Here is a 23,520-nt window from a genome sequence, read left to right as displayed (position 1 = left end):
AAAACTTGGTGTTTTATACTAACGAAAAAGCGAGGAATATAAACCTCGCTTTTCCTTTTTATCGATACATACTGGCAATGTCTTCAATAAACATAAGCGGTTCTTCTTCTGTTAGTTGTTTAATTGGAGAATAATCCTCTCCACCAAAACTTTGATCTATGTCTTCAATAAACGAAGAAACTTCTTCTGAATCTTCACGATTAGCCGGCACTTCGTATTTCTGTAATTCTGTACGGTGCACGACGGATAAAATATGGCGAGGAAATTGCTGCTTCGTTTTTCCAAAACAGTATACCGGCTTGTGTTTCAAAAAGCGCTCTACTTCCTCTTGCCGGTTATAAATGCTTCCATGATCACCCCAAGCTACCACAACTAGTTCAGCATCTTCCACAGCCTTTTGAATATATTCACCTGTTCTTGTTCCAACAGCTTCTTCTTTTGAAAGCATGCGTAAAAACGAAACATGATCGGTTTGATAGCTGAATAAATAAACGATTTCTAAAACTCCAAATCCCCACTTTTGCGCCAGTTCTATGCATTTGGATACAGCTGTATCATCGCTGTATTCATACGTATTTTCTGGAAAGGACAAGATAAACGTAAGTTTACGTTCGTTTACTTCACTCCATTTGCATAATAGAGAATATTTGTATGTGCCTGTTTCATCAAAAATAACTTCTTTTTTCACTGCTTCCATCCCCCTGCCTTCTTACAATCTTGTTACTTATCTATTGCAAATGAGCTAAGCAGTAATCGTAACCTTGACTGTTAAAAGTTTTATTTTATATGTATTTCAAAATCATGCCTTCATGACAACTTTTCTGCCATTTTTTCAAAAAGCATTTTTTTCTTCTATACATGCTTTTTACAGCTAGTGAATATTCACATATATATCTTTCCTCTTTTCGGACCTCCAGTCAAAATAGATAAAATCAAAAGAATGGTCTATAATAAAGAAATAACCAATGAACTTTTCACTCATGTTTTTGACCGTTACGGATTTTTTCTCAGCAGGTATGTTCAAAACTGATCCTCTGAGAAAATAGAAGATAAATTTGTGTAAAGAAAGGATTTTGTAAATGGCTACTACACACACATTTACAAGAGGAGAAGAAATTGCAAATGCGATTACACACGGCGTTGGAGCCGTACTCAGCATTGTGGGATTAACGCTTTTAATCGTACTTTCTTCGTTAGAAGGAACGCCTTGGCATGTTATCAGTTTTACTATTTACGGAGTAACCATGCTGCTTCTCTATGTCTCCTCTACGCTTGTCCATAGCTTTCCGGAAGGTAAGGTAAAAGATCTTTTTGAGATATTTGACCACTCTTCTATTTATTTGTTTATTGCCGGTACGTACACTCCATTTTTATTTATCGCAGTAAAAGGAACCACCGGCTGGACACTTTTTGGAATTGTATGGGGCATCGCTCTTGCAGGAATTGTATTCAAAGCTTTTTTTGTGAAGAAATTCCTTTTTATTTCCACCATTCTTTACGTATTTATGGGATGGATGATTGTGTTTGCGTGGGATTCGTTAACTCAAAACATTGCCCATCAAGGAATTGTCCTTCTTGTAGTTGGAGGGGTGTTGTATACAATCGGAGCCGTTTTTTACGTATGGCGAGGATTTCGTTTTCACCATATGATTTGGCATATGTTTGTTCTTGGCGGAACCGTACTTCACTTTTTAGCAATCATTTTATATGTATTGCCTATAACCAATTAAAAAAGGGCCAGAAGGCCCTTTTTTAATTGGTTATAGAATTTCTTACCACAGTTTTGCCATTTGAGTCACAAGCGTATAGACTCCTAGCACAGCCATAATAACGACCACAAAACTGCCAAAAACGGTAAGCCAAGTCGGATGCTTGTAATCCCCTACTATCTTCTTTTTATACGCCGCTATAAGCATTGTACCGAGTGTAATAGGTAAGATTAACCCATTTAATGCTCCAGCTAAAATGAGCAGCGTGACCGGCTGACCAATAGTTAAGAAAACCAGGGTTGAAATCGTAATAAATGCAATGATAATCCAGTTTTCATATTTCTCAATCTTTTTGCTGAAGGATTTAATAAAGGAAACCGATGTATATGCCGAACCAATAACTGAAGTGATAGCCGCTGCTGCCATGACGACACCGAATAATTTATAGCCAATATCTCCTGCGGCTAACTGAAAAACAGAGGCTGGTGGATTATCGGGATTCAGTTTTAACCCTTGACTCAACACACCTAATGTCGCCAAAAATAGAAAAATTCGAATGATCGAAGCGATCGTAATGCCGGATACTGCTCCTCTTGTTACTTCCGGAATCGCGGCTTTTCCTTTGATTCCTGCATCTAATAAACGGTGACCTCCTGCAAATGTAATATATCCTCCTACCGTTCCTCCTACAAGAGTAACAATCGCCATTACGTCAATGTGATCCGGCCAAAATGTTTTAGATACCGCTTCTCCTACTGGCGGAGCGGAAGAAACCGCAACATACACCATTAAAATAATTAATATTCCGCCCATTAATTGAGCAAAACGATCCATTAATTTTCCGGCTTCTTTGACTAAAAAGATGGCAATAGAAACAATGGCTGTAATGACTGCACCAACTTTAGGAGAAATACCAAATAGCGCATTGAAGCCAAGACCCGCTCCTCCTACATTTCCAATATTAAATGCTAAGCCTCCGATTACAATTAAAATAGCAATAAATAAACCGAGACCTGGGAAAACACTGTTAGCAATATCCTGTGCTCTTTTTTCTGAGACGGCAATAATACGCCATACGTTTAGCTGAACGCCAATGTCTAATAAAATCGACAGTAAAATGACAAAACCAAAACTTGCGGCGAGAGCTTGTGTAAAGACCGTTGTTTGAGTTAAAAAACCTGGACCCACTGCTGAAGTAGCCATTAAAAATGCTGCTCCGAGGAGCACGCTCCAGTTGCGTTCTTGTTTCATGATGTCACCTCATTGTGGTTGAATAATGATTTGTTCTTCTTTTAGCTTGTCACAAATAGCTTTGGCAAATTCAATAGCATGTGCACCGTCTCCATGAATACAGACGGTATCTGCCTGAATCGGAATCTCTTCATTTTGCACAGTGAATACTTTCTTTTCTTTGACCATTTTAATTACTTGAGAAATAGCTGCTTTCTCATCTTGAATCACGGCGTTTTCAACGTTTCTCGGCGTCAGCATGCCGTTCTGTTGATAGGTTCGATCTGCAAATACTTCCTGAGACGTACGCAAGCCGATTTCGTTTCCAGCTTTAATCGATTCACTTCCAGCAAGACCATATAGAATAGCTTCCTCACTAACATTATAAACAGCTTCAGCAATAGCTTTAGCTATGTCTCGATCCCCTGCAGCCATATTATATAAAGCACCATGAGGTTTCACATGATGAAGGGCCCCTCCTTCTGCACGTATAAAAGCTGAAAGAGCCCCCATTTGATACACCATCAAATCATAAGCTTCTCGAGGCGTAATTTTCATATATCTACGTCCAAATCCAGCTAAATCTTGCAATCCGGGGTGCGCGCCGATCGCCACATTTTCACTCAAAGCCAGCTTTACTGTTTCTCTCATAACCGAAGGATCTCCGGCATGAAAGCCACAAGCAATGTTTGCTGACGTTACATAGCGTAAAATTTCTTTATCATTTCCTAATCTATAGTTCCCAAAGCTCTCCCCTAAGTCACAGTTCAAATCAACGGTAGCCATTTTCTTCCCCCTTATATTTTCATTCGAAGTGCTCTTTTAATATGATTGATTTTCTTTTCCTGCTCCATATATAAATGCTGCGCTTCATCCAGTGAAACGAATTGAAAAGAAACCTTTTGCCCTGGAGAAACTTGTGCCAGCGCCGAAAAATCGGCAGTTGCTACCTGCCCAATTCTAGGGTATCCTCCTGTCGTTTGATGATCTGCTAATAAAACAATGGGCTGTCCTTCTTTTGGTACTTGAATTGTACCAAACGTCACAGCGCTAGAAAGCAGCTCCTTTTCCTGCTGAAGGACTAGTTTCTTCCCTTTTAGTCTATAGCCCATTCGGTCAGATTGCGGCGTAACGTCAAATTCTTGATTAAAGAAATGCTGTTGACTTTCTTTCATAAACCAATCAAATTCCGCACCTTTCATCGTGCGGATAATAGGCGTCTCGTATGAAGGAAGAAGTTTAGGATGAATGGTCCAAAAAGCCTGCTGAAAAGAGCGGTCCGTTTGCTTTTTCACCAGTTTCTTTATAATTGCTTCCCCTATTTCTGTAGGAGGATGGCTTAATACTTCGTCTCCTGACTGTAATGCTTTACCGTGCAGCCCTCCTATCCGAGCGCGAAGCGAAGTAGATGTACTTCCCATAACTGCAGGAACGTTAAAGGCACCGGAAACCGATAAATAAGAACGGCAACCTAAAGTCGGAACACCAAACTGCAGCACGCTCCCTTTTTTCACATATAAAGGCCGCCACATCTTTACGGCTTCATCATTAACAGTTGGCGATAAATCCCCTCCTGTCAGGGCAATTAAAGCATCTTGCTGAAATTCAATTTTTGGTCCCATTAACGTAATTTCAATAACCGGCTGATTTTCTTGATTTCCTACTAATAAGTTGGCAATCCTTAAAGCAACTTTGTCCATTGCCCCGCTGACAATCATGCCGTCCTTTTGATATCCATGTCTGCCGATATCTTGAATCGTTGTTAATAAACCAGGACGCATCACTTTAATACTCATCTTCATCCACCTCCTTTTGTGCTTCATATTCCGTTTCAGAAATGGAAACAAATCGGATACGATCACCTGCTTGAAGTAAGCTTGGCGAGTCTTTTTCTGGGTTAAATAGTGTAAGAGGAGTACGCCCGATTAACTGCCATCCTCCAGGTGTTTCAATTGGGTACACGCCGGTTTGCATTCCTGCGATGCCAACTGACCCTTTTGGGATGCTGTTTCTCGGTGATTCTTTCCTTGGAGTCGCAATTTTTTCACTCATCCCTCCTAAGTAAGGAAAACCAGGAGCAAAGCCTATCATATACACCAAATATTCTCCGTTTGTATGAATGGAGATAACTTCATCAGGCGTTAATGAATGAAAAGCAGCTACTCTCTCTAAGTCCGGGCCGTACTTTCCTCCGTAACACACCGGAATGTCAATTTGTCTAGCGACCGCTTCAGATTTTTCTTCCTGGTGGAAAAGCAGTTCTTCAATATATGTAGATATTGCTGTGTAAGGATTTATTCTTCCTTTTTCACTCATTATCCAAGGATCATAATAGATTGTAACCGTCGTAAAAGCCGGCACATATTCAATCATTCCCTTACATAATGATTGCTCTAGCACCTCAGTAAATTGCTGAATACGTTTATGTATACCGAAATTAATTTCGTCTCCAAATGAAACGACAATGCCGCTATCACCAAGAGGATAAAGTCGATAATCGTTACTCATTCCGTCTCCTCCTTTTTACTTAGTATTGTTTGAGCAGCTCCCTTTAATGCTGTAGTTAGACAGATTCATTAGAATTACTAATGAAGTTATCATTTTCAAATAACATTTTCTTATATATCTAATAAAAAAAAGATCAATAAATCTGTATACCGTATGAATAACATTATACAAATATAAAATAATCTTATGTTCTACTAAAACAAACTCTAAATAAAAATTCAACCTTTTTAGAATTTTATCGTCAAAAGGATCACGTTTTTTCAGTTTTCCTCATAAGAAAACTGCTTTGTTTTTTATACCAAAGCAGTTTTTTGTAAACATCTACAAAAAGGAAAAACTCATGGGCAGTGAACCATTATATACCTCTGCGAGCAAAATCCACAAAACGAAACTTATCAAGACGATGACGTGATTCCGTATACTGAAAAAGGCTTGCATCTTCTAGATACACATAGTTTCTTACTACCACAATATGTTCATAGTCTTTCAAATCTAAGTAACATTTATCTTCGTCCGTCAGCTCGTCAACAGAAATTTCTTTTTTAGCAAAGCTGATTTTCAGCCCAAGATCTTTTTCTAAGTATTCATAAATAGAGCCTTTGCATATGTCTTTTGTGAGGTGAGGAACATATTTTTTATGAAAAAAATCTTTATCTAAAATAATTTTTTCTCCATCGATTTCACGTGCTCGAACTACTTTCCATATGAGATCTTTTTTCGTTGCGCCAAGCTGTGTGCACAAATCTTGATCAGCCTTGATTAATTCAAACTCTTTTACAATAGTAGTCGACGTATGTCCTAGCTTTTCCGCGACTTCTTTGAAGCTAACAAGTCCTGATACTGGAAAATCAAAGCGTGATACGTCTAATACAAAAGAACCTTTTCCTTTCATTTTTTGAATGTACCCATTTTGTGAGAGTAAATTTAACGCTTTCCGTATCGTTTCACGAGACGTTTGATACTGTTCAACAAGCTCATTTTCGGAAGGAAGTTTTGTATTAGGACGCCAGTCACCGCGTTTAATTTTATCGACTAACTGTTCGTAAATGCTGATAAATTTATTTTCTTTCAATTGCCATCACCTATTTTACTTTCTATATATACCCAATTGTATAAAAAGAACGATAGATTGTCACCCATCGTTCTTTTCACTTTTTCTCTATTTTTTTAAATGATACACGATTGATTCATACGGCCGAAGTAAGACTCGCTTGAATTCCTTTGGTGAATCTTCGTAGTTAGACAGCAATATTTCACTATGATATCCTTCAAAAGTTAGATTTTCTGGCAGTTCAAAGGCTGTTTCGCTGCCGTAGAAATTGTTTATCACGAGCAGCTTTTCATCTGCTCCATTTCGGATATAAGCGAAAATCTGCTCGTCTTCTCCAAGAATCAATTCATAGTTTCCATAGGTGATAATCTCGTACTGCTTGCGCAGTGCAATAAGCTTTTGATAAAAATAAAAGATTGAATCTTTATCCTCTAACGCTTTTTCTACATTAATTTTACGGTAGTTATCGGCCGGATTAATCCATGGCTTTCCTTTTGTAAAACCTGCATTCGGCTTATCGTTCCATTGCACCGGTGTACGGGAATTATCTCTTGATTTATGTTTTAAAATTTCCAAAATTTCATTTTCGTCCATTCCTTGTGCACGTTTTATTTCATACACATTTAATGACTCCACATCTCTATATTCATCAATAGAGGAAAACTTCGGGTTTGTCATACCTATTTCTTCGCCTTGATAGATATAAGGCGTTCCCTGCATCAAATGAATCGTTGTAGCGAGCATTTTAGCAGACTTATTATGATAGAGTTCGTCGTCTCCATAGCGTGAAACAACGCGAGGCTGATCATGGTTGCACCAAAATAATGCATTCCATCCCCCACCTTTATTCATTTCCGTTTGCCAAGTTGATAGAATCTCTTTTAATTTAATAAAATCAAAATCTGCTAGGGCCCACTTTTCTCCATTCGGGTAATCGACTTTCAAATGATGAAAATTAAACGTCATACTAAGCTCGCGTCGGTCCGGATGAGAGTACTGAATACAGTGGTCAACGGTTGTGGACGACATTTCTCCAACGGTCATACTATCATATTTTGAAAAAACTTCTTGATTCATTTCCCGCATATATTCGTGCACGCGAGGACCGTCGGTGTAGAATTTCCGGCCATCTCCTGGTGCAATGGAACCATCATCATCTAAAAAACGCTGATCTTTTGAAATTAAATTAATAACATCCAGACGAAATCCATCTACTCCTTTTTCAAACCAAAACGTCATCATATCATACACGCTGCGGCGCACACGCTCGTTTTCCCAGTTCAAATCCGCTTGCGTAACATCAAACAAATGCAGATACGATTGTTCTGTGAGGTTATCATGCTCCCACGCGGATCCCCCAAATTTTGAAACCCAATTCGTCGGAGCACTTCCATCTTCTTTTTGATCTTTCCAAATATAAAAATCTCTGTACGGGTTATCTTTCGATTTTTTAGCTTCTTGAAACCATTCATGTTCAGTTGATGTATGATTAACGACAATATCCATGATGACTTTAAGACCCCGCTTATGCGCTTCTGTTACTAAAAGATCAAAATCCTCCATTGTTCCGTATTCTTCTTGAATAACAAAATAATCACTTATATCATATCCATTATCCCGCTGTGGTGATTTATAAATTGGCGTTAGCCACAGAACATCTACCCCGAGCTTTTTCAAATAATCTAACTTTTCAATAATGCCAGCTATATCACCCACGCCGTTTCCAGTCGTGTCATAAAAACTTTTTGGATAAATTTGATAAACAACCGATTTTTTCCACCAAGGTTCTTGCATCTTTAACACCACCATTTAATTCTTAGAATTATGTTGAAATGAGTCTGTACCCACAACCGTTGATGTAACGGTTGATTTTTTCTGAAGCTTTCCGAGCGTTAACGTTAAAAGAAACGGCACAACGATTACGATAACCATTCCAATAATAAAAGGCGGCCAGCTCTGTGGAACAATTGATAACGGAGCTGGTATACCCCCAATTCCTACCGACGCTGCTTTCACTCCGGCTACAGATATGACAACACCGGCAATAGCTGAACCAATCACTGCAGAAATAAAAGCAAATCTAAAACGCAAATTCACACCAAACATTGCAGGTTCCGTAATGCCAAGCCACGCTGAAACCCCTGACGTTAAAGATAATCCTTTTAATTTCTCATCATCTTTTGAAAGAACCATTACCGCGAAAGCCGCAGAGCCCTGTGCAATATTCGATAATGCTACCATTGGCCATAAGAACGTACTCCCTACGCTTCCAATCAGCTGTAAATCTACGGCCAAAAATGTATGGTGCATCCCTGTAATAACAAGAGGAGCGTATAAACCTCCATATACAAGCCCTCCAATAAATGGAGCCGTTTTAAACAGCCATACAACTGCATCTGTAATAACATTTCCTATTGCAAATGTAATTGGACCAATTACAATAAAAGCGAGAAACCCTGTTACTAAAAGAGCTACAGGTGCTACAATCAAAAGTTGAAATCCATCCGGTATGCGTTTTCGTAAGAATAATTCGATTTTTGCCAAGACGAATGAAGCAACTAACACGGGTAAAACCTGTCCTTGATAGCCTACTTTCTCAACATGCAGGCCAAATAAATTCCACGTATCAATACTTCCTTTTTTTAATGCTTCTCCGTAAGACCAAGCATTTAGCAAGTCAGGATGTACAAGCATGAGCCCGAGGACAATTCCAAATAAAGGACTTCCTCCAAAACGCGTAACAGCTGACCACCCAATAAGAGCTGGCAAAAAGGCAAAAGCCGTATTCGCAATTAAACTAATCATGCTTGCGAAGTCTTTCCACTGTGTATGAACATCTACGATTGATTTATCATCGTAAAAAATTCCGGCTCCTGTTAGTACATTATTGATTCCCATCAATAAACCCGCGGTTACGATGGCCGGTAAAATAGGAATAAAAATGTCAGCTAATGTTTTTATTGCGCGCTGCAGCGGATTTAAGTTTTTAGCCGCTTCGTTTTTCACTTCTTCTTTTGATAGCTCGCCTATACCTGTAAGCGCCACCATTTCTTTATATACTTTATCCACCGTGCCTTGACCAATGACAACTTGAAACTGGCCGTTTGTAGAAAAAGATCCTTTTACTAATTCGTGCTCATCTAGCATACGTTGATTGACTTTACCTTCATCTTTTAAAACAAGTCGAAGGCGCGTTACACAGTGCGTTGCAGCAGAGATATTTTCTTTTCCGCCAACGGCTTCTACAATGCGTTCAACAGATTCTCGATTCATGTCTTTTCCCCCTTGTTTCCGCTTTCATTTCACTCCTGTATCTCCCATCCCCCATATAAATCTCACCACAAACCTGTATATACAAGTTTTATGTTTTTATTCTAACCTGTATATACAAGTTCGTCAACAAAAATAAAATTACTTCTTTTTCATTTCATGATATAGTCAAAAAGCAAAGTGTATGGAAGGAGACATTACAATGCTGCAAGTAAGATTAATGGGAACACAAGAAGAAATTAATGAAGTAATCAAACAATTTGAACAGAACTACCATATAGAACATCAGTCAAAAGAATATACGCGAAGCGCTAATCCAAAATATGAGCACAAAAAAGATACTCGGGTGTATCTTTCTATGCATCCTAAAAAATAATTTCTGCTTTATTTCAGAGAAGAATAGTAGCTTTTACAAACTAAAGGATTTATATTATAATTTCAGTATTTACTATAACATCCGATTTGTATTTAAAAATCAGAAAGAGGCTTAAAAATGGCATATAACGACATATCTCTTAGAGAGAAAAGTATTGTGTTTATCGGCTTTATGGGGGTAGGAAAAACAACTATTGGAGAAATGGTTGCCAAAAAATTGTATAGAGATTTTGTTGATATAGATCAAGAAATCGAAAAAGAATTTAATATGCCTACTTCTCAGATTTTTAAAGAGCACGGTGAAACTTTCTTCAGACAAAAAGAAAAAGAAGTAATAAGTCGACTTTCACAGCAGCGCTTAAAAATCATTTCTTTAGGGGGAGGCGCTTTTTTACAAGAAGAAATTCAAGAGATTTGTTTATCCAACTGCATCGTATTCTTTTTAGATTTGTCTTGGGATTCTTGGAAAGAACGCATTAGTTTGATCATTGATAGCCGTCCTGTTTTACAAGGAAGAAGCTTAGAAGATATTGAAAAGCTATTTTACGACCGTCAAGCTATCTACTCAAACCACCATTCAAAAGTTGAAACTGATAATTTGGATATCGAAGAAGTAGCTAACTATATCGTTGATTCATTAAAAACAGCTTGGGATATTTATCAACCTTAATGAAATAAAGGTTTGTTCCCTTAACAAGCCTTTACAAAAAAAGACGTAGCTTAATGCTACGTCTTTTTTCATTCCTAATGGGAACTCATATAAAAATTGATAAAAAAGGCAATGGTGATTACATACATCATCCAATGAATTTCGCGATGGCGTCCTGTAAACAGTTTAATCGCTGTGTATGAAATGAAGCCGAATGCTAACCCTTCTGCAATGCTGTAGGTTAACGGCATCATGACAATTGTTAAGAAAGCGGGAACAACTTCAGTGAAATCGTCGAAGTTAACGTTTCGAATGTCACTTAGCATAAGCGAACCAATAATAATGAGTGCTGGAGCAGTAGCAACGCTTGGGATAAATTGAATAAGCGGTGCAAAAAACAAGGTAAATATAAATAAGATGGCAACCGTTAATGCCTTTAAGCCGGTACGCCCTCCTTCTGCAATACCTGTTGCATTTTCAATATACGTATTTAACGCAGTGCTTCCAAAAATAGCACTCGCCATTGTACCAATTGAATCTGCTGCAAGCGCGCGATTTAAACCTGGAATTTTACCGTTTTTATCTACTAAGTTTGCTTTTTTAGATAGTCCAATCAATGTCGCTAGCGTATCAAATAATTCTACGATGGTGAAAGAAAATACAACTGAAAAAATGCCGTAGGCAACTGCACCCTTTAAATCCATTTGAAAGAATGTTTCTCCAACGCTTGGCGGCGTAGCTGAAAAGACGTCTTTCAGAGAATGAGGAACTGCTTGTACTCCTACAATCATTGCTAATATTGTCGTAGCAAAAATACTTATAATAAGAGCACCTTTTACATTTTTAGCCATCAGTACAGCTGCTAATATCAGCCCAAAAATAGCAAGTAACGGGCCTTTATCCATGACATTTCCGAGCCCTACAAAAGTAGACTCGTTTGCCACAACTAATCCAGCGTTTTTCAAACCGATAAACGCAACAAAAAGACCAATTCCAACTGCTATTGAAGACTTTAATACGTTCGGAATGGCATCAATAATCTTTCCGCGTATTCCTGTTACCGTTAAAACAAAAAATAAGACCCCGGATATAAAAACTGCTCCAAGTGCCGTTTGCCATGACAATCCTTGTCCTAATACTACTGAATACGTAAAAAACGCATTTAAACCCATCCCTGGACCGGTTACAATCGGGAAGTTTGCCCATAGAGCCATCAGTAACGTACTAAATACAATGGCATAAATGGTAGCTGCAAGAGCCGCTTCTCGAGGGATACCCGCGTCAGACATGATAATGGGATTGACGATTACCATATAACTGACCGTCATAAAAGTTGTAAGTCCTGCTAGTATTTCTTGTTTTGGTGTTGTGTTGCGCTCTGATAGTTTAAACAAGCGCTCTAATATTCCGTTACGCTCCAACACGCGCGCCTCCCTACTTCTAAAAAAAATAAAAAATCCTACCTATTCAAATGTCCTAAAAAGGACACGATTTAGGAGGATTTTACGTTTCAAAGTAAAATCTTTTGTCCTATTATAGTCTTAATTTGTAGATATGCAAAGGTGGAAAACGCTATCATTATAAAAATTTTTATCTTCCGTTAGTTTGGAATTTTGAAAATTTATTTCTCTTATCTTTTTAGTCTGTTGCAAGAGTACTCTTTTTACTCATTTATACAAAAAAGAGATTGAGACATAACTAAATAAATCCATTCTAAAGACAAATAAATGGAATAATCGCAGGAATCTACGCCTTGTCCTTCAATCAACAGCTAGAAGCAACTAAACAGATGAAACCTACGTTCACCTTGACAACAAAAAACTCAAATTATTAATCAATAACTCCGATTAATAATTCGAGTTTTACTTTTGTTAAAATACTTTTATCCCAGCCTCTTCTTCGTTTTACATCTTACGAAATTAAAAGTGGAATTCTTTTTAAAAGACGATCTATCGAATGATTTGCCTCTTTCAGCACAATTCCTTGGTCAATGGTTTTTAACTGGCGATTCTCCATCACAATTTCACCGTCAACCATTGTTAGTTCTACATCTCCTCGCGTTGCTGAATACACAACTCTGGAAATAGGGTCTACGCCGTAAGATGGAAAAGTATGAAACTGATTTAAATTTAAAATGGCAAGATCCGCTTTTTTCCCAACCTCTAAACTTCCAATTTCTTTTTCAAGCCCAACTGCTTTCGCTCCTCCGATTGTAGCCATTTCGAGCACGTGTTTTGCATTCATGGCTGTTGGTCCGTAAGAGGGTTTATGAATCGTAGCGGCCAGCCTCATTTCGTTGAACATATCCAAATTATTATTACAAGGAGCACCATCAGCGCCAAGGCTTAAAAATACACCTTGCTCTAATAAACTGGGCACATCTGCGATTCCCGATGCAAGTTTTAAGTTTGAGCCTGGGCAATGACTGACTTTTACTCCTTGATTCTTAATAATTTGCTTTTCTTGATCGTTTAGCCACACACAGTGCGCTAAAATAAGGCGCTCATTGGCTAATCCTAAATGGTCTAAGTACATGATATTTCTCATACCCGTTTCAGCTTCTACAATGCGAATTTCTTCTTGATTCTCAGAAGCATGAGTATGGACATGAACATTATAGGCAGCTGATAAGTGGCTCACTTCACGCAGCAAATCTTCCGTACACGACAGCACAAATCTTGGGGAGAATGCGTATCGAATACGACCGTTATTTGAATTATGCCATTTTTCAAGCAGCTCTACGCTTTCTTTAATCGAGTCAGCCGTTGTCTCCTGCAGAGCTTTTGGCAGATCGTCGCCTTTTTTATCCATCATTACTTTTCCTGCAAGAGCTCGGATTCCACTCTTAGATATAGCTTGAAAAGCAGAGTCCGTATGATGAACAGTTTCCATATCGACAATTGTTGTAGTCCCGCTTTGAATGAGTTCACCGATCCCTAACAGTGCTGAATAATAGATAGATTCTTCATCATGCGAAGCTTCAAGCGGCCATATTTTCTTCTTTAGCCAGTCTAGCAGCTCTAAATCATCTGCTTGCCCTCTAAAAAGCGTTTGACATAAATGAATATGAGTATGTATAAAGCCCGGCACAATCGTTTTATTTGCTGCGTCAATGACTTTATCTACCTTTTCCGGATGCAGATTTTTCCCGATGGCTGCAATACGATTTCCAACAATATAAAGGTCACCGTAAATAATATCATTCTTCTCATTCATCGTAATAATCTCTGCATTTTTAATTAATGTGTGCGTCATACCTTCTTTCCCCTCTTTCGTAACATCTATCTATTTCTAGCTCAAACCGAACACTAACATCTTCAAGCAATCTTTCTTACACTGGTCTTAAATATATATGGTGCATGCTCTGAGTTGAATAAGTGCAGGTAACCTCATGGGCGATAGAGACTTTGGGTAAAAAAAATTCCTAGCTGATTATACAGCTAGGAGGTTGGATTTATGATAAAATCCCAAGTCCCTTTTTCAAGAGGTTATACGAAATCGCAGGAGAATAATGTGATCTTGTATTTATAATATGGTGTTTTCAGTCTATATACCAGCTTTTTGTCAGAAGTTCTAACATTGTTTTTTTATTCTTTTTCACTATGTGACTTTTCTTGACACCCTTAATTTTCATGTTATGCAATTTATTCTCGTTTCTTCTATGTAATATTTACTAAAAATAAAGAATCTATCTTCTGTTTCTATACAAAACAGAAAAGTTATTTTATGATTTGTATGATTAAAAAACTACAAATCTATATTTTAGGGGTGATTAACTTGGAAAAAATAAATGTTGGCTGTCGTTTTACGCTTTCCGTTATGAGCGATAACTTCATCGATATTATTTTAAGCGCACTAAACGAAGTGGATATGTCTAAAGTTCAGCGAAAAACGGACCGTGTTAGTACGTTTATTGAAGGAACTGCCAAAGACGTATTTGAAGTTGTACAGGCCATTTATAAAAGTGCTGGAAAATCAGAAAAGCATATTGTGCTGAATGCCACGTTTTCAACAGGGCGTCACGAAGAATATTTCGAAGAAAGAAAAATAAACTCAAAAGAAAACATGCCTTTAAACCAACAGCTTTGTGCTTCGTTCCCTGTATCCACTCAATTTTCTTTGTATCCATTAGATACGCCGCATTATGTAGACATCATCAAAAGCGGAATTGGCGCAGTTAAACAACAGGGAGTATTTGCCGAAACCGTGCCTTTTGCAACAGCTTTAGAAGGAGATGTGGACAAAGTATTCGCTTCTCTATACGAATGCTTTATGAAATCTGTACAGCAAGCTCGTGTCGTGATGACAGTTAATATGTCAGCACACAGCCCTTCTTCAAAACGATAAATTACTTCTTATCTATTTATAAAGATAGAGTACTAGAAAGGATTTATATGAATATGGCTACAAAAAAAACGTTTTTTTCTTTTTCCCTGATAGGTGCATTATTATGTCTATTAGTCGTACCAAACTCTGTTCAGGCTAGTGAAAAACCTGCTCATTTAACGGTTGCTTCTTACACGCAGTTCTTGAAAGGGCAAGGTGATAAAAGTTCACTGTATGAATTTTCAAAACTGTCGCGTCAACAAAAACAAAAAGTTGTACAATCACTAAGGGATCCATCTCTGTTCAAAATGGATATTGAAGAGAGCAGCGGCACGGTCGAAGCTGCAAGTACAGCAGCATACGGAGCAAAAACGGCTTCACCTTTATTCAAAACAGCAGCTTATACGGCTTCTTATAAAGCGGCTGGATTTACAACAACAAAACTAACGGTGTATGTAGATTATTACACAAAAAGCTCCTCAGTAACTTCAGTCAAAAGTGTACGAGGTGTGGTCACAAAAAACGTAAACCCCCTTGTGTCTATTTCAAAAAAGAGCTCAAAATCTTGGGTACAAAATAATCGAGCCTACGGACGAATTGACTGGCAGTGGAAAGTTGCAGCTAAAAATGCTGGAATCAAAAGACAAACCGCTTATGGTACGGCTTCCGGCGCTTCTGGCGGATCTACAGCTACAGTCAATTGATAATGAGGAATAAACGATGAAAAAAATGATGTGGTGGATTATTGGTATTACGGCCGGGGTGCTTTTACTAGGAATTCTGGTAGGTTATTTATCATTTTACAGCATATAAAAACAGCAGGTAATTTCACCTGCTGTTTTTTATCTAAATGTCATATTCTTGTCATAAAATTAAAACCTCCACTTACAGTGTCTAAGTGCCTGTAAGAAGAGGTTGGGATCACAATTGTTAGTAAGCCTGGTCTCTTCTCATCTTTCAAGCACTGCTTGTGGGAGTTGGCACGGTTCTATAAAGTCCGTTGCCGAGGTTTCACAGGGCCTATCCCTCCGCCTCTCTTGATAAGAAGTTTGTCGAATTTTGTTGATAATTGTTGATAAGATAAATATTATGTTACATGCTGCACAAACAGATGTCAACTACTTTTCAGAAAATTGTTTTCCCTCTAAAACTATGATATCGCTACCATTACTATGACAACTAGGTTACAAATATATAAATTTTTTATATTTTTTTATTACGCTTTTACAGCTGACTTTTTCTCAAAAGAAGTAATAGCCTCATCTAGCATACGAATGCCGTCATCTATCTGTTCTTTTGTCACAGTAAGCGGAGGTACCATGCGAATAACTTCACTTGCATTTCCGCAAAAATAAAATAACACGCCTTTTTCTAAAGCTAAGTCCAAAATCTCGAATAAAGCGTCTCCATCTCCTTCTCCCGTATGCGGATTAACAATTTCAATTCCAACCATAAGTCCTAAACCACGGATATCTCCAATAACTGAATGTTTTTCCTTTAAAAGATGCAGCTTTTCTAATGCATAAGCGCCCATTTTTTTCGTGTTATCCAGCAGCTGTTCTTCTTTCATCACTTCAAGAGTTGCAAGAGCTGCTGAACATCCGATAGGATTCCCTCCAAATGTTGTACTATGTGTGCCAAGAGGCCACTGCTTCATTAATTCTTGAGAAGCGACCGTTGCGCTAAGCGGAATTCCAGAAGCAATTCCTTTTGCTATAGCCATAATATCTGGTACAACATCAAACGTTTGGCCAGCAAACCATTCACCGGTACGGCCAAACCCTGTTTGCACTTCATCGAAAATAAGTAATATTCCGTGACGATCACAAATCTCTCTTAACTTCTTCATCCAACTTTTCGGAGGGATAATATAGCCGCCTTCGCCTAATACTGGTTCCAAAATAACGGCCGCCACTTCTTCAGGCGTGACTTGGTGCTTAAACAGTATTTCAAAATCTTTTTCAAGCTTTTCAGTAAAGTATACATCGCTGTCTAGCTCCGCAGGGCACTCTTTTGGATTGGCATATGGAATTTGATATGTCAGTCCCGAAGGCTGCTGAAATTGTCTATATTTGCTTTTCGATGTTGTAACACTTAAAGCTCCCATCGAGCGGCCATGAAAACACCCTAAAAAAGAAATAACATACGGACGCTTTGTAACATGCCTCGCTAATTTCAAGGCTCCTTCAATTGCTTCGGTGCCACTATTTCCAAAGAAAAAGCAGTCTAAATTGCCCGGCGTTACTTTTCCTAACTCATCGGCTAACTTTAATATCGATTCGTACATAATGACACCTGAGGGACCGTGCAATAATTGATCTGCTCCGTCTTTGATTGCTTTTACTACTTTCGGATGTCTGTGTCCTACATTTGTCGTAGCGATTCCGGAAGTAAAATCGAGATATTCTTTACCATCCAATCCATAATAATAGCATCCTTCTTCTTTCACAACGGGCAAATTCGGATGATCTTTAGCCATTGTGGGTGCTAGCAATTCAGGCATTCTTTCAAATAAGTGACTCCAATCTTTAGACATACTACATCCTCCTTGAAATTATACAAATCAATTAATCTTATTCCGAAATATAGTTACTTATTAAACAATATTAGGAAATCCAGTTATACTAAACGCTTTAATAGAATAGTAATAAAACTTATTTTACTATGCATTTTTATTAAAATCAATTGTATAAATATTTATATATATAATTAATATGCGGAGTCTCATCCCTTCCGCTTTTCCCATAGGAGTCTTCGCCTTTCCCTCCAATCAACAGCCAGAAGTACTTACATATATGAAACCTGCGTTCACCATAACCATAAAAAAATCCGAACGATTAATCGTTCGGATCCTTCCTCAACTAAAATACTACTGTCACAGCCTCTTTAAGTATATTTATTCAAGATGTTTGGCATCATTGATTGTTTCAAGACGCCATTTTCCACTTTCATAAGCAAAAGTTGTAATCGATGTATTTTGTAAAATAGTAGTCCCTGTTCCTTGTTCTCCGCTTGTTACATGATGAATGAATGTATTAATTGCCGCCCCGTGACTAACAACTGCTACTTTCTTTCCAATAGACTCCTTCATGATTTCCGTTAAACGCCGAACCATCCGTTCTTGAGCGGCTTCGAGTGTTTCAATATTATATAAAGGTTCTTCTCCCCAATTTGTCGCATAGTTTGGCACAAGATCATGCAGAACTTCTACGTTCTTTGATTCTAATTCTCCAAAAGAGCGCTCGCGCAGCTGCTCACAAACCTCGACTTTCTCTACTTTAGCGACTGCGGCAATTTTCCTAGCCGTCTCCTGCGCACGAAGCAAATCGCTTGTGTAGACTACATCAATATGGATATCTTTAAAACGTTCCGCTACGCGTTTGGCTTGTTGCTTTCCTGTTTCGTTGAGCGGAATATCAGCATGCCCTTGAATAAGTTTGTTTTTATTCCAATCTGTTTGGCCGTGTCTAATTAAGTAAAGCATCGTAATCCCCCTTTAATCTCGTTTTAAAAATTGATAAACAGCTTTATCAACCTCTGAGCTTTCATGTAAATCCGAATGTGCTTCATGAAACGTTTGGAGATGAATGTGTTCGGTAAACTCTTGCAGTCCGTATGCACTTTCTACTGTTACCACTCCATCTGTCTTATCTCCCACATCTCCTGCTCCTGAAAAAACGTCGATCTCTTTTGAGAAATCTTGACGACTTTCGTATAGCTTGTTTAACGCTATAGAGTGAAAAGCTAAATCACGAGCCCCCATAGATTCAATATGATTACGTGCATGAGGATACATCTCCATTAATTCCTGATAATCTAATCCTTGAATTGGCGATCCTAACGTAACTAACTTTTGAATATATTGAGGGTTAGCCAAACTAACTGCTGCTGCTGTTACTCCTCCCATACTATGTCCAACTAAATCAACAGAAGATGCTTTATATGTATCACGTACATCTTGCATAATAGCTTCAATCCATTTTTGCTGCTGTGCAATACTGGCATCTGGCTTTTTAAAGACGATATGAATAAGCGGGAGTTTTCCCTCTTTTGCTTTCATAATGTGCTTCCACTGAATAGCTCCATCTTTTTGAACGACGCAGTAACCTACTTTAGTTCCCCATCCGTTTTGTTCAAATCGTTTAATCATTTTCCCTAAGCTTTTTTGACTGCCTAAATAGCCATGAATAAATAAAACCGGCACATTTTTCGATTGGGCGCCTCGTTTTATTTGTGGGGCAAAAATATAAAAACAAAGCGAAATAAATAATATGATACTAATCAATAAAATTAACAGCCGCAAGTTCTCACCCTCCGATCGTCTCGTCTATTACACTCATTAATAAAAAAATTTGGAGTAAATTTTATTCTGATACGTCCTGTAAGCTGCAGAACTTGTCATCTTTTTCTTGTCAACGAGCTGCTCAAAGCGCAAACGCTTTTCCGTAAGCATCTCTGTTAGCCTTTGTTCTTCATTAGCATCCGTGCATATAGAAATCAATTCTTCTATTGTAGCCATATCTCGTTTTAGCTCTTGTTCATCACTTATCATATTTGCATTTTTCAACATCCTATACACTTGGCGCAGTTCTTCAGGTATATGTGATAAATCTTCTAACTTTAATGGTTTTCCTTCCCCAGGCAGCTTATCAAAGTCACCGTCTTTTATTGCTTGTCTAATTCTTTCTTCAGCAATTATATACGCAATATCCAAGGAAAGACCTCCTTTAAGAAAATATAAAATTCAATCTTACCTTCTATATAAAAGATGTATAAAAAACACAGCTTTTATAACCGTATTTTTTATTATACTATGATTATAAAAATTGAACTACCTTCACTTCTTGGAGAGACTATCCTCCCTTTGTGAAATCGTTTCTAGAGCTTCACTCCTTTCACTATCAAACTTTCTTGAGCAGTTTGTTAACGAGCTGAAAGTCAATAAACGATTCTGCATGAGGTTTTGTTATCTTATCTTACTATATTTATACAAAAAAGCCTCCTTACGCATGTAAGGAGGTGGAAAAAGGTAATTCTAAGGTCATCATGTTATGCCTACTTTCTATAAAACCACATTTTGATAGCGTTTTCAATGTTTTTTTATTACTTTACTAATTTTCTTTTCGTTTAATGAGACTCCGTACATATAACGAAGCCTCACCAAATTTCTACTCTTCTTTATCTGATGGAATCATAATTTCTCCTTCATGCTCTTGTTTTTTCAAAAGCAGCTGGAGAATGGTTTTAGATAATTTACTAGGCTGATAGGGTTTAATCAGAAACTCACACACTCCAAGCTCTAATCCTTTGCTTCTTTCGTCTAAAGCAGATGAGATTAAGATAGGAATTTTTTCTGTCTCTGTATTTTCTTTGAGATGTCTTAAAACATCCCATCCGTCTAACTTATTTTCTCCTAGCATAATATCTAGAACAACCACTTCAGGCTTTTGCTGATGAATAGAATTTAATGCGTCTTCTCCGTTGTTAAAATACCGAACGTGAAAACCGCTTTCTTTTAATTCTACCTGTAAAAGCGTCGCTAAACTTTTATCATCTTCTACAATCACTACGCTTTTACGGTTATCATTCGTACTTATCATCTCTTCATCGTACTGAACTTCATATAGAAGCGGGAGAACAACCGTGAATGTTGTTCCTTTTTTCCATTCCGATTGTACAGTAATGTCTCCACCATGAGCTTTTACAATTTCTTTTACAATTGCTAATCCTAGACCCGTTCCGCCAATTTTGCGCATATCGGAGTTATCTACTCTGTAGAATTTGGTAAACAATTGACCTAGCGCTTCACTTGGTATACCAATTCCTTCATCTTGAATATCAATATAAACAGCGTGTTCCTTTTGATACACTTTAACTGTAACGTTCCCTCCATCGGGCGAATATTTTACTGCATTGCTAATTACATTATTAAACAATTGCAGAAGCTTATCTTTATCTCCCATTACTGTAAAATGCTCTTGATCGGAAATCATATCAAATTCATGCTTACTTGTTTGTATGTTCTGGACCTCAATCACCTGCTTAATAAGTGGCAGAATGTCTTGATACTTTTTATCGTAGGTTTGTTTCCCCGCTTCCATTCTTTGGACATCCAAAAAATCGTTGATTAAAGAAGTTAACCGCTGTGCTTCCTGATAAATAGTAGTTAAATACTTCTTCTGTCTTTCTTCTTTTAATGTTTTGTTTAGCATAAGCTCAGTGAACCCTAATACACTTGCTAAAGGTGTGCGCAGCTCGTGACTCACAGTGCTTACAAATTCCGACTTCATCTGATCAACTTCAAATTCTTTCGTAATATCACGATGAACGAACAATACGCCAAACATCTGACGGTTTCGATATACGTATTCGCTATAAACTTTTATAACTTTTCGCTTACCTTCCGTGTGCAGATAATAAACAAAAGACTTTTCTACTTGCTCTCCCTTACAAATGGCTTTAACGTATTGTCTTAGCTCCTCTATATTTTCGACTTTTTGAGAGAGAGCATCTAGCCATTGATCGCGAGAAAGCTGAAGAAGCCCGCTTTGATGCTCATATTGAAACAATTCGCTAGTCTTCGTATTCACTTGTAGAATCGTACCGCTTGTATCTACAAGCTGCATTCCTTCTTGAATCGAATTTAAAATATCTTGAGATAGCAGTCTGTCATGCTCAGACTCTTCGTAAATATAAATTTTTTCAAGAGCAATCGTAATTTGTTTGGCCAATATTTCAAATGTCTGTAATTCATGTTCTGTGTATTCATCCGCGTAGCGGCTGTAAAACATATAGGCTAGCATATCTCCCTGTGAAGACAGCACCGGTACGATAACATCATACAAATAAAACGTTTGCCGATGATATAGGCGCTCATGTTCTATACACTCTCTTTTTACTACCATACATTTTTTCGTCTTTTGCACATGATCAATGTAATTATTATGAAGGTTTTCCATCATCTGTTTAACACTTGATGAAGATAGACCAAATGAAGCATGTGTCTTTTCATCGGTTAGCATAATAAAACCGTGATCAGCTTTCATCACCCGGCTCATGTTTGTGACAGCACTCGTGAGAACTTCTTGCTTGTGAAGAGAATTTGTTAGTCCATGCACAAATAAATTGCGCAATTCTAACTCGCCTTCTCGTTCCTTTGTCAATTCCAATGCGTGCTGAAGTTCATCTTGCTGACTGTGCAACTCATCTTGCTGTGCAATCAGCTCTTCATTTTGAGCCGTTAACTCCTGTTCGTTATTTTGCAAAGTCGATACCATTTTGTAAAAGGCCTGAGATAGCATACCGATTTCATCTCTTCTATGTTCATCGAATGTCATAGGCATTTCTTTTCCCGCAGCAATTTCGCTTGCCGTATATGCTAGCTGACTCAGCGGCTTTACAAACTTATTTAGCAATACCCGTGTAAGCAATAATAAAATGACCACTGTAAACGCTAAAAATAAAATAAAGAACGTTTGACTTTTCTGCATGTCACTCGACGTGTCATCGTACTGTGTATTTAAGTCTTTAGTTAATTCATTTTGGTAGTCATCAAGTTCTTTTTGCATTTGTTCTATTGATTTAGAAGCAGCCTTCCGCTCAGGACTAGAGCGGACTCCTTCAATGCCTTTTTTGTCGTAAATATCTTTAAAATAAGGAAGCGTTTGATTAAAATACGTGTTTAGCATCACCGTCGCTTCATTTACAAACGTACGTTCACGTCTATCTGCCGCTAGACCTGAAAGTCGATCAAGATTTTCTTCGATACTTTTTTGCTGACTTGCAGCCTCGTTATACATATCCTCTGAATCAAATGCAATAAACCCACGAGCCTGCAAAAAAGCTCTGTTCATTGATTTATCAATTGTAGATAGCAGCTGTGCCTTTTCCCGTACTTGTGCCCTGTACTGGGCATAATCAGCTGTAATTTCTTTTTGCCGTACAACAAGTACAGTTGAACCCGCCGCAAAAGCAAGTAAAAGGATACTTGCTAAGAAGATGAACTGGGTTGAGATACTTTTTCGTTTTAGTTTATTGTTCATCTAAAATTTCCTCAACACGTTCGGCTAGCAATAGGGGACTAAACGGTTTAGACATAAAATACGCAGCCCCTGCTTCTAACACCCGGCTTTGATCAGCAGCTTGATTCTTAGCTGAAAGCATCAATACTTTTGTATGGCGCTTATCTTTCATTTCTTTCAGCTGCTGAATGACTTCAAGCCCGGTGAACACGGGCATCATATAATCCAAAATAATTAAGTCAAAATCACGTTCTTTAATAAATGCCAACGCTTCTTCGCCGTTTTCTGCTTCCGTCACTTCATGTCCTTCATCTTCAAGCGTATCTACCACTAACATACGAAGCACTTCTTCATCTTCCGCTAATAAAATTTTTGCCATTG

General features: G+C 37.9%; 21 protein-coding genes and 1 riboswitch. Of the genes, 5 read left to right on the top strand and 16 right to left on the bottom strand.

Annotation, left to right across the window (positions count from 1 at the left end; genetic code table 11):
- Positions 1-58 precede the first annotated feature (58 nt).
- On the bottom strand, positions 59-697 hold the full coding sequence (locus LJY09_RS04865) for a DUF1643 domain-containing protein (RefSeq protein ID WP_228307509.1): 639 nt from the start codon (positions 695-697) through the stop codon (positions 59-61).
- Positions 698-1,079: 382 nt separating this feature from the next.
- Here LJY09_RS04865 and trhA point away from each other — a divergent pair, with 382 nt between their 5' ends.
- Positions 1,080-1,730: a PAQR family membrane homeostasis protein TrhA gene (gene trhA / locus LJY09_RS04860; protein ID WP_013055671.1), complete on the top strand. Its 651-nt coding sequence runs from the start codon at positions 1,080-1,082 to the stop codon at positions 1,728-1,730.
- Between the two features lie 42 nt (positions 1,731-1,772).
- On the opposite strand, the gene LJY09_RS04855 is transcribed toward trhA, so the two are convergent.
- The 7 genes from LJY09_RS04855 to treP all read right to left on the bottom strand — a co-directional run bounded on the left by LJY09_RS04855 (position 1,773) and on the right by treP (position 9,771).
- Positions 1,773-2,960: an NRAMP family divalent metal transporter gene (locus LJY09_RS04855; protein ID WP_154973466.1), complete on the bottom strand. Its 1,188-nt coding sequence runs from the start codon at positions 2,958-2,960 to the stop codon at positions 1,773-1,775.
- A 9-nt stretch (positions 2,961-2,969) separates the two neighbouring features.
- Positions 2,970-3,725 carry a LamB/YcsF family protein gene (locus LJY09_RS04850; RefSeq protein WP_154973467.1) on the bottom strand — a complete coding sequence of 252 codons (756 nt, stop codon included), beginning with the start codon at positions 3,723-3,725 and terminating at the stop codon, positions 2,970-2,972.
- Positions 3,726-3,736: 11 nt separating this feature from the next.
- Positions 3,737-4,735: a 5-oxoprolinase subunit C family protein gene (locus tag LJY09_RS04845; protein ID WP_154973469.1), complete on the bottom strand. Its 999-nt coding sequence runs from the start codon at positions 4,733-4,735 to the stop codon at positions 3,737-3,739.
- Complete coding sequence (pxpB, locus tag LJY09_RS04840) at positions 4,725-5,447, bottom strand: 5-oxoprolinase subunit PxpB (RefSeq protein WP_154973477.1); 723 nt, start codon at positions 5,445-5,447, stop codon at positions 4,725-4,727. The genes LJY09_RS04845 and pxpB overlap by 11 nt, the downstream gene beginning before the upstream one ends.
- A 355-nt stretch (positions 5,448-5,802) precedes the next feature.
- On the bottom strand, positions 5,803-6,519 hold the full coding sequence (gene treR / locus LJY09_RS04835; protein WP_028412210.1) for a trehalose operon repressor: 717 nt from the start codon (positions 6,517-6,519) through the stop codon (positions 5,803-5,805).
- Positions 6,520-6,606: 87 nt separating this feature from the next.
- Positions 6,607-8,292: an alpha,alpha-phosphotrehalase gene (treC, locus tag LJY09_RS04830; protein ID WP_155010409.1), complete on the bottom strand. Its 1,686-nt coding sequence runs from the start codon at positions 8,290-8,292 to the stop codon at positions 6,607-6,609.
- A 15-nt stretch (positions 8,293-8,307) separates the two neighbouring features.
- Positions 8,308-9,771: a PTS system trehalose-specific EIIBC component gene (gene treP / locus LJY09_RS04825; protein WP_154973481.1), complete on the bottom strand. Its 1,464-nt coding sequence runs from the start codon at positions 9,769-9,771 to the stop codon at positions 8,308-8,310.
- 199 nt (positions 9,772-9,970) lie between these two features.
- Here treP and LJY09_RS04820 point away from each other — a divergent pair, with 199 nt between their 5' ends.
- Together LJY09_RS04820 and LJY09_RS04815 are read left to right on the top strand one after the other, a co-directional pair.
- Positions 9,971-10,144, top strand: coding sequence for a YvzF family protein (locus LJY09_RS04820; protein ID WP_080963424.1), 174 nt, complete (start codon positions 9,971-9,973; stop codon positions 10,142-10,144).
- Positions 10,145-10,261: 117 nt separating this feature from the next.
- Positions 10,262-10,813 carry a shikimate kinase gene (locus LJY09_RS04815; RefSeq protein ID WP_033578182.1) on the top strand — a complete coding sequence of 184 codons (552 nt, stop codon included), beginning with the start codon at positions 10,262-10,264 and terminating at the stop codon, positions 10,811-10,813.
- A 74-nt stretch (positions 10,814-10,887) separates the two neighbouring features.
- On the opposite strand, the gene LJY09_RS04810 is transcribed toward LJY09_RS04815, so the two are convergent.
- Together LJY09_RS04810 and LJY09_RS04805 are read right to left on the bottom strand one after the other, a co-directional pair.
- On the bottom strand, positions 10,888-12,213 hold the full coding sequence (locus LJY09_RS04810; protein WP_016763224.1) for an NCS2 family permease: 1,326 nt from the start codon (positions 12,211-12,213) through the stop codon (positions 10,888-10,890).
- A gap of 490 nt (positions 12,214-12,703) precedes the next feature.
- The gene (locus LJY09_RS04805) at positions 12,704-14,047 is read right to left on the bottom strand and encodes a 5'-deoxyadenosine deaminase (RefSeq protein WP_098999775.1); all 1,344 of its coding nucleotides are present in this window, start codon (positions 14,045-14,047) and stop codon (positions 12,704-12,706) included.
- Between the two features lie 522 nt (positions 14,048-14,569).
- Between LJY09_RS04805 and LJY09_RS04800 the strand changes: the two genes are divergently transcribed.
- Complete coding sequence (locus LJY09_RS04800) at positions 14,570-15,139, top strand: YkoF family thiamine/hydroxymethylpyrimidine-binding protein (RefSeq protein ID WP_028412201.1); 570 nt, start codon at positions 14,570-14,572, stop codon at positions 15,137-15,139.
- Positions 15,140-15,192: 53 nt separating this feature from the next.
- Entirely contained in the window at positions 15,193-15,822 is a 630-nt protein-coding gene (locus tag LJY09_RS04795; protein ID WP_154973483.1) for a hypothetical protein, read from the top strand.
- A gap of 243 nt (positions 15,823-16,065) precedes the next feature.
- Positions 16,066-16,165, bottom strand: a riboswitch (SAM riboswitch).
- A gap of 169 nt (positions 16,166-16,334) precedes the next feature.
- Here LJY09_RS04795 and LJY09_RS04790 read toward each other — a convergent pair.
- From LJY09_RS04790 to LJY09_RS04765, 6 genes are all read right to left on the bottom strand, one after another.
- Positions 16,335-17,654, bottom strand: a complete 1,320-nt coding sequence (locus tag LJY09_RS04790; protein ID WP_228307508.1) for an aspartate aminotransferase family protein — start codon at positions 17,652-17,654, stop codon at positions 16,335-16,337.
- A 360-nt stretch (positions 17,655-18,014) separates the two neighbouring features.
- Positions 18,015-18,602: a histidine phosphatase family protein gene (locus LJY09_RS04785; RefSeq protein ID WP_034269720.1), complete on the bottom strand. Its 588-nt coding sequence runs from the start codon at positions 18,600-18,602 to the stop codon at positions 18,015-18,017.
- A gap of 12 nt (positions 18,603-18,614) precedes the next feature.
- Positions 18,615-19,421, bottom strand: coding sequence for an alpha/beta fold hydrolase (locus LJY09_RS04780; RefSeq protein WP_047751572.1), 807 nt, complete (start codon positions 19,419-19,421; stop codon positions 18,615-18,617).
- 36 nt (positions 19,422-19,457) lie between these two features.
- A complete protein-coding gene (locus tag LJY09_RS04775) occupies positions 19,458-19,832 on the bottom strand; it encodes a DnaJ family domain-containing protein (RefSeq protein ID WP_154973487.1) in 375 nt (124 codons plus the stop codon).
- Between the two features lie 454 nt (positions 19,833-20,286).
- Positions 20,287-23,160, bottom strand: a complete 2,874-nt coding sequence (locus tag LJY09_RS04770) for an ATP-binding protein (RefSeq protein WP_154973489.1) — start codon at positions 23,158-23,160, stop codon at positions 20,287-20,289.
- A complete protein-coding gene (locus LJY09_RS04765) occupies positions 23,150-23,518 on the bottom strand; it encodes a response regulator transcription factor (protein WP_154973491.1) in 369 nt (122 codons plus the stop codon). The genes LJY09_RS04770 and LJY09_RS04765 overlap by 11 nt, the downstream gene beginning before the upstream one ends.
- Positions 23,519-23,520: the final 2 nt, after the last annotated feature.

Origin of the sequence: Priestia sp. J2 (assembly GCF_020790095.1) — a bacterium.
Taxonomy (GTDB): domain Bacteria; phylum Bacillota; class Bacilli; order Bacillales; family Bacillaceae_H; genus Priestia; species Priestia zanthoxyli.
Note: the sequence above shows the minus strand (reverse complement) of the source record. Positions and strands in the feature narration are given on the sequence as shown.